The sequence below is a fragment of the Streptomyces sp. ISL-87 genome (genome assembly GCF_018614095.1).
GTDB lineage: Bacteria > Actinomycetota > Actinomycetes > Streptomycetales > Streptomycetaceae > Streptomyces.
Window position 1 is genome coordinate 39,690 of record NZ_JAGGOY010000106.1, and the last position, 8,908, is coordinate 48,597.

Sequence of the window (8,908 nt, forward strand, 5' to 3'; positions counted from 1 at the left end):
CGACTATGCTCGGTGGCCGCAAACGCCCCGCCACCTCTGGAGCACGCATGGCCCTCAAGATCACCGTGATCGGCACCGGCTACCTCGGCGCGACGCACGCCGCGGCGATGGCGGAGCTGGGGTTCGAGGTGCTCGGGCTGGATGTGGTGCCGGAGAAGATCGAGATGCTCGCGGCGGGCCGCGTCCCCATGTACGAGCCCGGGCTGGAGGAGCTGCTGGCCGCGCATGTGGCCGGGCTGCCGGGGTCGACCGGGCGGCTGCGCTTCACCACATCGTGGGAGGAGGTCGGCGCCTTCGGCGACGTCCACTTCGTCTGCGTGAACACCCCGCAGAAGCATGGTGAGTACGCGTGCGACATGTCGTACGTCGACGCGGCGATGGAGTCGCTGGCCCCGCACCTGACGCGGCCGGCGCTGGTGGTGGGCAAGTCCACGGTGCCGGTGGGCTCGGCGGAGCGGCTCGCGGCGAAGCTGGCGGCGCTGGCCCCGGCGGGCGACGAGGTCGAGCTGGCCTGGAACCCGGAGTTCCTGCGGGAGGGCTTCGCCGTGCAGGACACCCTGCACCCGGACCGCGTCGTGATCGGCGTGCAGGGCGACCGGGGCGAGAAGCTGCTGCGGGAGGTGTACGAGACCCCGATGGCGGAGGGCACCCCGCTGGTGGTGACCGACTTCCCGACGGCGGAGCTGGTCAAGACCGCCGCCAATTCCTTCCTGGCCACCAAGATCTCGTTCATCAACGCGATGGCGGAGGTGTGCGAGGCCGCCGGCGGTGACGTGGTCAAGCTGGCGGAGGCCATCGGCTACGACGAGCGCATCGGGGCGAAGTTCCTGCGGGCCGGGATCGGCTTCGGCGGCGGCTGCCTGCCGAAGGACATCCGGGCGTTCATGGCGCGTGCGGGCGAGCTCGGGGCCGACCAGGCCCTGACCTTCCTCCGGGAGGTCGACTCCATCAACATGCGGCGCCGCGGCCACATGGTGGAGCTGGCCCGCGAGGCCGTGGGCGGCTCCTTCCTCGGCAAGCGGGTCGCGGTCCTCGGCGCCACCTTCAAGCCGGACTCGGACGACGTCCGCGACTCCCCCGCCCTGAACGTGGCCGGGCAGATCCACCTCCAGGGCGGACAGGTCACCGTCTACGACCCCAAGGGCATGGACAACGCCCGCCGCGTCTTCCCGACGCTGGGGTACGCGGACTCCGCCCTCGCGGCGGCCCGCGGCGCGGAGGTCGTCCTCCACCTCACCGAGTGGCGCGAGTTCCGCGATCTCGACCCGGTCGCCCTGGGCGAGGTCGTCACCGACCGCCTCATCCTGGACGGCCGCAACGCGCTCGACCCGTCGCTGTGGCGCACCGCCGGCTGGACCTACCGCGCGATGGGCCGCCCCCGCGCGTGAACCTGCGGGGCTTGGGCGGCTTGGGCGGCTTGGGCTGCTTGAGCTGTTTGGGCTGCTTGGGTGGGCCTTGCGTGGCGGGCTTGCGGGGGCTCCGCCCCCGCCCCCCGCGCCTCAAACGCCGGCGAGGCTGAAGTGTCGCTCCGCACAGGGGCAACCTCAGCCTCGCCGGCGTTTGAGGCGCAGGTGCCGGTTCAGGCCTCGGCGGTGCGGGCTCGGTAGGTGCGCATTTTGGCGCGGCTGCCGCAGACGGACATCGTGCACCAGCGGCCCCGGCCTGCCGGGCTGCGGTCGTAGTACGCCCACTGGCAGTCCTCCGCCGCGCACGCCTTCAGGCGGGGCCAGGTGCCCGCCGCCAGGGATTCGGCGACGGCCTGCGCCATGCGGGTCGTCAGGGTGGGCGGGCCCGTGGGGGTCAGGGACGCGACGCCGTCCGGGGTGAGCGTGACCGCCAGCGGGGCCCCGGACAGCAGGCGGTTCAGGGTGGCCAGGGAGCCGGGCGGCTGGGGGTGGCCCGCGTGGGCCAGCAGCGCGCCGCGCAGGGCCTCCCGTAGCTCCACCGCCTCCGCCAGCACCGGGCCGGACAGGCCGAACTCGCCCGCCAGCCGGTCCTCGCCGGTGTCCACGCTCAGCGTGTTGACGAGGGCCTCCACCAGCGCGAGACCTCCCGGAGCCGGTGCTCGTCCACTCATGGACACGACGTTACCTCTTGGATTCGTGAAGAGGTAACGCGTAGGGTGGGGCTGTTGTCCGTTACCGGTTACACGCCTGTGCCGGTAACCCGATGCAAGGAGTGCGCCATGGCCATCGCCAAGCTCGGCACCGTCGTCCTCGACTGTCCCGACCCGCTCGCCCTCGCCGCCTTCTACGGCGAACTGCTCGGCGGGACACCCGCTCGCCGGCACGAGTCCTGGGTGGACCTCGCCGGGTACGAGGGGACGCCGCTCGCGTTCCAGCTGGCCCCGGGCCACGTCCCGCCGAACTGGCCCTCCCCCGACGGCTCCCAGCAGTTCCACCTGGACCTGACCGTCGAGGACCTCGATGCCGCGGAGGAGCGGATTCTGGCCCTCGGCGCGAAGCCGCTCGACGCCGACGACAAGAGCCGTTCCTGGCGCGTGTACGCCGATCCGGCAGGTCACCCCGTATGCCTCTGCGCCTGCTGAACAGGCCCCGGAACCGGTGCGATAACTGATTGGACACGGTCGGGGCGAGGGAGTGACCAATCGGTAGACTCCCCGGCGATGAACACCAGAAGCGACCTCCGGAACCCGTCCACGGAGTCCACGTCCGCGCCGGCCCGGCGGGAGCTTCGGGGCCGTGGCGCGCTCCTCGGCATCGCGGGTGCCTGGGCGGCCACCCGGGCCGTGATGGTCCTCATGCTGGTGTGGAGCTTCAACAGCTCCAACGTCGTCCGCGTCGAGGTCACGGCGACCTACCACAACTGGTACAACGTGCTGGTCACCGGCACGATGCCGCACAACGACATCATGTGGCAGTACCCGCCCGCGGCCGCCGCGATCTTCCTCTCGCCCGACCTGCTGCCCTTCCTCACCTACTTCCAGGCCTTCGTCGCCCTCACCGTCCTCTGCGACGGCCTGATCCTCGTCGGCCTCTGCCGCGCCGCCCGCCGCTCCGACGGCAGCATGGCGGGTGCGCTGCTGTGGCTCGGCGGGCTGCCGCTGCTGATGGCGACCCCCTTCGCGCGCTACGACGTACAGGTCACCCTGCTCGCCGTGGGCTCACTGCTGTGCCTGCGCTTCCGCCCGAAGCTCGGCGGTGTCGTCGCGGGTATCGGCGCGATGGTCAAGGTGTGGCCGCTGCTGGCCCTGCTCGGCACCCCGCGCGGCAAGTCCACCAAGGACGCCGTCATCGCGGCCGCCCTGTCGTGCGCCGCGCTTCTGGCCGTCTTCGCGCTGCTCTTCCGGGACACCCTCGGCTTCCTGGGCAACCAGGGGGACCGGGGGATCCAGATCGAGTCGCTCGGCGGCTCCGCGCTGATGTTCCTGCGGCTGATCGAGGTCTGGCCGGGCGAGATCACCTTCCAGTACGGCGCCTTCGAGTACACCGGCCCGTACGTCGCCGCCATCGCGCGGTTCTCGCTCGCGCTGACCGTGGCCGGCTTCCTGCTTCTGCTGCTGTGGCGCGTCAAGGCCAGGCGCTGGACGAGTGCGACCCCGCTGGATGCCGCCCTCTGCGCGATCATGGTGTTCACGGTCACCAGCCGCGTCCTCAGCCCTCAGTACCTCATCTGGCTGCTCGGCCTCGCGGCCGTCTGCCTGACCTCGAAGCACACCACACAGCGCCCGATCGCGTGGCTGGTGGTCATCGCGACCGGGCTCACCAATCTGATCTTCCCGGTCATGTACGGCACGGACATCCTGGCGAACACGGCGCTCGGCACGTTCCTGCTGTGTGCCCGCAACGGCATCCTGCTCTACGCCACCGTGTGGTCCGGCGTCCGGCTGTGGAAGGCGACCGTCCCGCCCGCCGCCTAGGAGTCTGATGAAGATCTTGAAAACGCGCCCGGCTTGCACCGGTTCAACCCGATTGGCATTTACCGGCAATATGGGGTGAATCGGCCGGTCGGAGTAAGATCTTCAAGAGCCTCCTAGGGGGTGTCCGGCGGATCATGGCCGGGCGACCCTGATCCGCCGGACACCCCCTAGGGCGTCCGGCGGTGCTGTGCGGCGCGGGCCGTGAACTCCGCATCCCGTATCACCCTTTGGGCGTTGTCCCAGGTCAGCAGGGCCACGTCGGCCTCCGGCCAGCCCCTGTCCAGTAGTTCCGCGACCAGCCTCGGGTAGCCCGAGGGATCGGTGAGGCCCGCGGGCCGGGGGATGCCCGGCTCGGCGCCGAAGGCGGCGCCGAGCCCGACGCAGTGCGGGCCCGCGACGGCCCGTACATGGTCCACGTGGTCCGCCACCGCGTGCAGGGAATCCCCGGTCCGCGCGGTGTCGAAGGTGACCATCGCCAGCCCGCCCGCCTCGCGCAGCGCGAGCAGCACCTCGTCGGTCACGTTCCCCGGATGCGGGTTGAGCGCGGCCGCCGCGGTGTTCGAGATGATCACCGGGGCCTTGGAGGCGCCCGCGATCTGGCAGGCCGCCACCGGCGAGCAGCCGGTGAGGTCCAGCAGCATCGCCAGCCGGTTCGTCTCGCGGACCACCTCGTGGCCGAAGGCCGTCAGGCCGTCCTGGGCCCAGGGCGCTCCCGCAGGCGCGAGGATCCGTACGCCCAGCGCGTGGAACGCGCGCAGCGGGCCCAGCGAGTCGGTCAGCGTACGGCCGGGTACGGGGCCGAGGAACGAGGCGATCCGGCCGCGGTTGCGGGCGTCCGCCAGGTCTTCGGCGCTCAGCGCGAGGCGCAGGCTGTCGGGGTAGCGGCGCATCAGGGTCAGCGCCACGTCGATCTGTTCCAGGGTGTCGGACACCACCTGGTCGGCGTCCGCGGACTCGCGCGCCCGCCCCGACGGCACGAGCAGCGACCAGAACTGGGCACCCACTCCCCCGGCGCGCAGCCGCGGGATGTCGGTGTCGACCCCGCCGTCCGGGGTGTCTATGTCGTGATACGGGCTCTGGCGCAGGGTCCAGACCAAGGTGTTGCACCCGTCGGCGACGGGATGCACGGACAGCAGTGCGGCAGCCCGTTCGAGGGCTCCGGCCGCCACCGCGGGGGTGGCGGGGACGTCTTCGGCTCCGAGGGAGCCGGGGCCCACCGCGGCGGGCGCCGTGTGAGGGTCATCCTGCAGGTCGGCCATGGCATTCGCTCCGGTCTCGGCGGCAGCAGGGAGAGATGCCACCGTGCCATGCGGGACGACCGGGCCGCCCGGCGAATGTGGCATTCGGGTGAAACCCGCGGGTCACACCGCCCCCACCCGCCGGGCTGCCCGTCAGACGGCCGTGTTCAGCACCGCGTTGGACGGTCCCCGGGACGCCGAGCACTCACGCGCCACGGCTTCCGCGTCGCGCAGCGCCCGTACCGCGTTCGACCAGGTCAGCTTGGCCAGGTCGGCCCGCGACCAGCCGCGCGTCAGGAGCTCCGCGATCAGGTTCGGGTACCCGGATACGTCGTCCAGCCCGGCCGGCGTGAAGGCCGTGCCGTCGTAGTCCCCGCCGATGCCGATGTGGTCGACGCCGGCCACCTCGCGCATGTGGTCCAGGTGGTCGGCGACCGTCGCGGCCGTCGCCACCGGACGTGGGCGCCGCGCCTCGAAGGCCCGGTGCAGGGCCATCGCCTCGGGGGTGGTGTCGAGGTGGTGCAGGCCGTGCGCGCGCAGGTTCTCGTCCGCGGCCAGGGTCCACTCGACGGCCGCCGGGAGGATGAACTTCGGCACGAACGTGGCCATCGCCACCCCGCCGTTGGCCGGCAGCAGCGCCAGCACGTCGTCCGGGATGTTGCGCGGGTGGTCGCAGATCGCCAGCGCCGAGGAGTGCGAGAAGACCACCGGCGCGGCCGAGACCGCGAGGGCGTCCCGCATCGTCGTCGCGGCCACGTGCGAGAGGTCCACCAGCATGCCTATGCGGTTCATCTCGCGGACGACCTCGCGGCCGAAGTCCGTCAGGCCCCCGTGCCGCGGCTGGTCCGTCGCCGAGTCCGCCCAGTCGATGGTGTTGTTGTGCGTGAGCGTCATGTACCGCACGCCGAGGCGGTGCAGGGCCCGCAGGGTGGCGAGCGAGTTGTTGATGGAGTGCCCGCCCTCGGCGCCCATCAGGGAGGCGATCCGGCCGTCCGCCCGCGCCGCCTCCATGTCGTCCGCCGTCAGCGCCCGTACCAGGTCGCCGGGGTAACGGGCGATCAGCTGGTCGACCGCGTCCATCTGCTCCAGGGTGGCGCTGACCGCCTCGTCGCCGGTGAGCTCAGTGCTCACGTACACCGACCAGAACTGCGCGCCGACCCCGCCGGCCCGCAGCCGGGGGATGTCGGTGTGCAGGTACTGCGACTGGTCGCCGGCGATGTCCCGCCGGTCGAGGTCGTAGCGCACCTGCTTGCGCAGCGCCCAGGGGAGGTCGTTGTGGCCGTCGACGACCGGGTGCTCGGCCAGCAGCTCACGCGCCTCGTCCAGGCGCTGCGCGGCGCTCACTTGCCGAACCCGAAGGACTCCGCGCCCGCGACCTTGGTCCGCAGCCGCTTGCCCTTCTCGGTGGCCTGGTCGTTGAGCTCCTGCTGGAACTCCTTCATCCGGGCCATCAGCTCCTTGTCGTGGGCCGCGAGCATCCGCACGGCCAGCAGGCCCGCGTTGCGCGCCCCGGCGACCGAGACGGTGGCGACGGGAACCCCGGCCGGCATCTGGACGATCGACAGCAGCGAGTCCATGCCGTCGAGGTACTTCAGCGGCACCGGGACGCCGATGACGGGCAGCGGGGTGACCGAGGCGAGCATGCCGGGCAGGTGGGCCGCCCCGCCCGCGCCCGCGATGATCGCCTTCAGGCCGCGGTCGGCGGCCCGCTCCCCGTACTCGACCATCTCGCGCGGCATCCGGTGCGCGGAGACCACGTCGACCTCGTAGGGGATCTCGAACTCGTCCAGGGCCTGGGCGGCGGCCTCCATGACGGGCCAGTCCGAGTCGGAGCCCATGACGATGCCGATGACGGGACCTGCGGTAGCGGTGCTCATGCGGTGATCGTTCCTCTGAGGTAGCCGGCTGCGTGACGTGCGCGCTCCAGCACATCGTCCAGGTCGTCGCCGTAGGTGTTGACGTGGCCGACCTTGCGGCCGTGTTTCACGTCCTTGCCATACATGTGGATCTTCAGCTGCGGGTCGTGGGCCATGCAGTGCAGGTACGCGGCGTACATGTCGGGGTAGTCCCCGCCGAGCACGTTCGCCATGACCGTCCAGCGGGCCCGGGGGCGCGGGTCGCCCAGCGGGAGGTCCAGGACCGCGCGGACGTGGTTGGCGAACTGGGAGGTCACCGCGCCGTCCTGGGTCCAGTGGCCGCTGTTGTGCGGGCGCATCGCCAGTTCGTTGACCAGGATCCGGCCGTCGGTGGTCTCGAACAGCTCCACGGCCAGGTGGCCGGTCACGCCGAGCTCCTTGGCGATCCGCAGGGCGAGGGTCTGGGCCTCGCCCGCCAGGGCCTCCGAGAGGTTCGGGGCGGGGGCGATCACCGTGTCGCACACGCCGTCGACCTGGATGGACTCCACCACGGGATAGGCCACGGCCTGGCCGTGTGGGGAGCGGACGATGTTGGCCGCGAGCTCGCGGACGAAATCGACCTTCTCCTCCGCGAGGACCGGGACACCGGCCCGGAAGGGGGCCTCGGCGTCCTCCACGGTCCGCACGAACCACACGCCCTTGCCGTCGTACCCGCCGCGGACGGTCTTGAGGATGACGGGGAAGCCTCCCACCTCCTCCGCGAAGGCCTCCACGTCCACCGGATCGCGCACGATCCGGTGGCGGGGGCTGGGCACGCCGATCTCGTCGAGCTTGGCGCGCATCACCCCCTTGTCCTGGGCGTGCACCAACGCGTCGGGCCCCGGGCGGACGGGGATGCCGTCCGCTTCCAGGGCCCGCAGGTGCTCGGTGGGTACGTGCTCGTGATCGAAGGTGATCACGTCGCAGCCGCGCGCGAAGGCGCGCAACGTCTCCAGATCGCGATAGTCGCCGATGACGACATCGCTCACGACCTGGGCCGCCGAGTCCTGTGGGGTGTCACTGAGGAGCTTGAATCTGATACCGAGGGGGATACCCGCCTCGTGGGTCATGCGGGCGAGCTGTCCGCCGCCGACCATGCCGACTACCGGGAACGTCACTCCTCCAGGGTATCCGCCGATATTCCGCCATCCGGACGGGACCCTGGCGCAGACCCGGCGTAGGCCGTGTGCCGTGTGTCGCACGCGGCCCGAAGGCACAGACGGGGCACCGGGGGGACACTTAGCATGACGGGTCGGGGAACACGCGTGACGCCTGGAAGAGAAGCATCGGCCGACGGACAGGGACTGGACCGACTCATGACCACGCCGAAGAACGGATCCGCCCGCGACCGTGTACGCGGTCTCGCCCGGGAGGTCGCCAAGTTCGGGGCGGTCGGCGGCCTGGGTGTGCTGGTCAACCTGGGTGTCTTCAACCTGATCCGCAGCACGACCGATCTCCAGGTCGTGCGCGCGAGCGTCATAGCCACCATGGTCGCCATCGCCACGAACTACCTCGGTTTCCGCTACTTCGCCTACCGGGACCGCGCCCAGTCCGGCCGGACCCGCGAGCTGGCCCTGTTCGTCGCCTTCAGCGTGATCGGCCTCGTCATCGAGAACGGCGTGCTGTACACGGCCACGTACGGTTTCGGCTGGGACACCCCGCTGGCGACCAACGTGTTCAAGTTCCTCGGGATCGGCGTCGCCACCGTCTTCCGCTTCTGGTCCTACCGGACCTGGGTCTTCAAGGCCCTGCCCCCGCCGGCCCCGGCCCCGCTGGTCGTCGAGCAGCGGGACACCCAGGGCGCGCAGTCCCGTACGCCCGAACCCGCGGGCAAGTAAGCGCACGAAGCGGGCGTACGGGCCTCCGCGCATCGCCCCGCTAGTGCCGTGGCCGGA

9 protein-coding genes are annotated in these 8,908 nt (G+C 71.5%); 4 read left to right on the forward strand and 5 right to left on the reverse strand.

Features of this window, described 5'->3' with window-relative positions; genetic code table 11:
- The first annotated feature begins 47 nt into the window (after positions 1 to 47).
- On the forward strand, positions 48 to 1,388 hold the full coding sequence (locus tag J7I97_RS31990; RefSeq protein WP_214942079.1) for a UDP-glucose/GDP-mannose dehydrogenase family protein: 1,341 nt from the start codon (positions 48 to 50) through the stop codon (positions 1,386 to 1,388).
- Between the two features lie 191 nt (positions 1,389 to 1,579).
- Here the strand turns inward: J7I97_RS31990 and J7I97_RS31995 are convergent, their stop codons facing one another.
- Positions 1,580 to 2,077: a CGNR zinc finger domain-containing protein gene (locus J7I97_RS31995; protein ID WP_214942082.1), complete on the reverse strand. Its 498-nt coding sequence runs from the start codon at positions 2,075 to 2,077 to the stop codon at positions 1,580 to 1,582.
- Between the two features lie 108 nt (positions 2,078 to 2,185).
- Here J7I97_RS31995 and J7I97_RS32000 point away from each other — a divergent pair, with 108 nt between their 5' ends.
- Together J7I97_RS32000 and J7I97_RS32005 are read left to right on the forward strand one after the other, a co-directional pair.
- The gene (locus tag J7I97_RS32000; RefSeq protein ID WP_214942085.1) at positions 2,186 to 2,548 is read left to right on the forward strand and encodes a VOC family protein; all 363 of its coding nucleotides are present in this window, start codon (positions 2,186 to 2,188) and stop codon (positions 2,546 to 2,548) included.
- Positions 2,549 to 2,626: 78 nt separating this feature from the next.
- Positions 2,627 to 3,880 (forward strand): glycosyltransferase family 87 protein, encoded by a 1,254-nt coding sequence (locus J7I97_RS32005; protein WP_214942088.1) that lies wholly within the window; start codon positions 2,627 to 2,629, stop codon positions 3,878 to 3,880.
- A gap of 167 nt (positions 3,881 to 4,047) precedes the next feature.
- Here the strand turns inward: J7I97_RS32005 and J7I97_RS32010 are convergent, their stop codons facing one another.
- From J7I97_RS32010 to J7I97_RS32025, 4 genes are all read right to left on the reverse strand, one after another.
- The gene (locus J7I97_RS32010) at positions 4,048 to 5,139 is read right to left on the reverse strand and encodes a membrane dipeptidase (RefSeq protein ID WP_214942092.1); all 1,092 of its coding nucleotides are present in this window, start codon (positions 5,137 to 5,139) and stop codon (positions 4,048 to 4,050) included.
- Positions 5,140 to 5,271: 132 nt separating this feature from the next.
- Positions 5,272 to 6,462, reverse strand: a complete 1,191-nt coding sequence (locus J7I97_RS32015; protein WP_214942096.1) for a dipeptidase — start codon at positions 6,460 to 6,462, stop codon at positions 5,272 to 5,274.
- Positions 6,459 to 6,995, reverse strand: coding sequence for a 5-(carboxyamino)imidazole ribonucleotide mutase (purE, locus tag J7I97_RS32020; RefSeq protein ID WP_214942098.1), 537 nt, complete (start codon positions 6,993 to 6,995; stop codon positions 6,459 to 6,461). Before purE ends, J7I97_RS32015 begins: the two co-directional genes overlap by 4 nt.
- On the reverse strand, positions 6,992 to 8,131 hold the full coding sequence (locus J7I97_RS32025; protein WP_214942101.1) for a 5-(carboxyamino)imidazole ribonucleotide synthase: 1,140 nt from the start codon (positions 8,129 to 8,131) through the stop codon (positions 6,992 to 6,994). Before J7I97_RS32025 ends, purE begins: the two co-directional genes overlap by 4 nt.
- A gap of 198 nt (positions 8,132 to 8,329) precedes the next feature.
- Between J7I97_RS32025 and J7I97_RS32030 the strand changes: the two genes are divergently transcribed.
- A complete protein-coding gene (locus tag J7I97_RS32030; protein ID WP_214942104.1) occupies positions 8,330 to 8,851 on the forward strand; it encodes a GtrA family protein in 522 nt (173 codons plus the stop codon).
- Positions 8,852 to 8,908 lie beyond the last annotated feature (57 nt).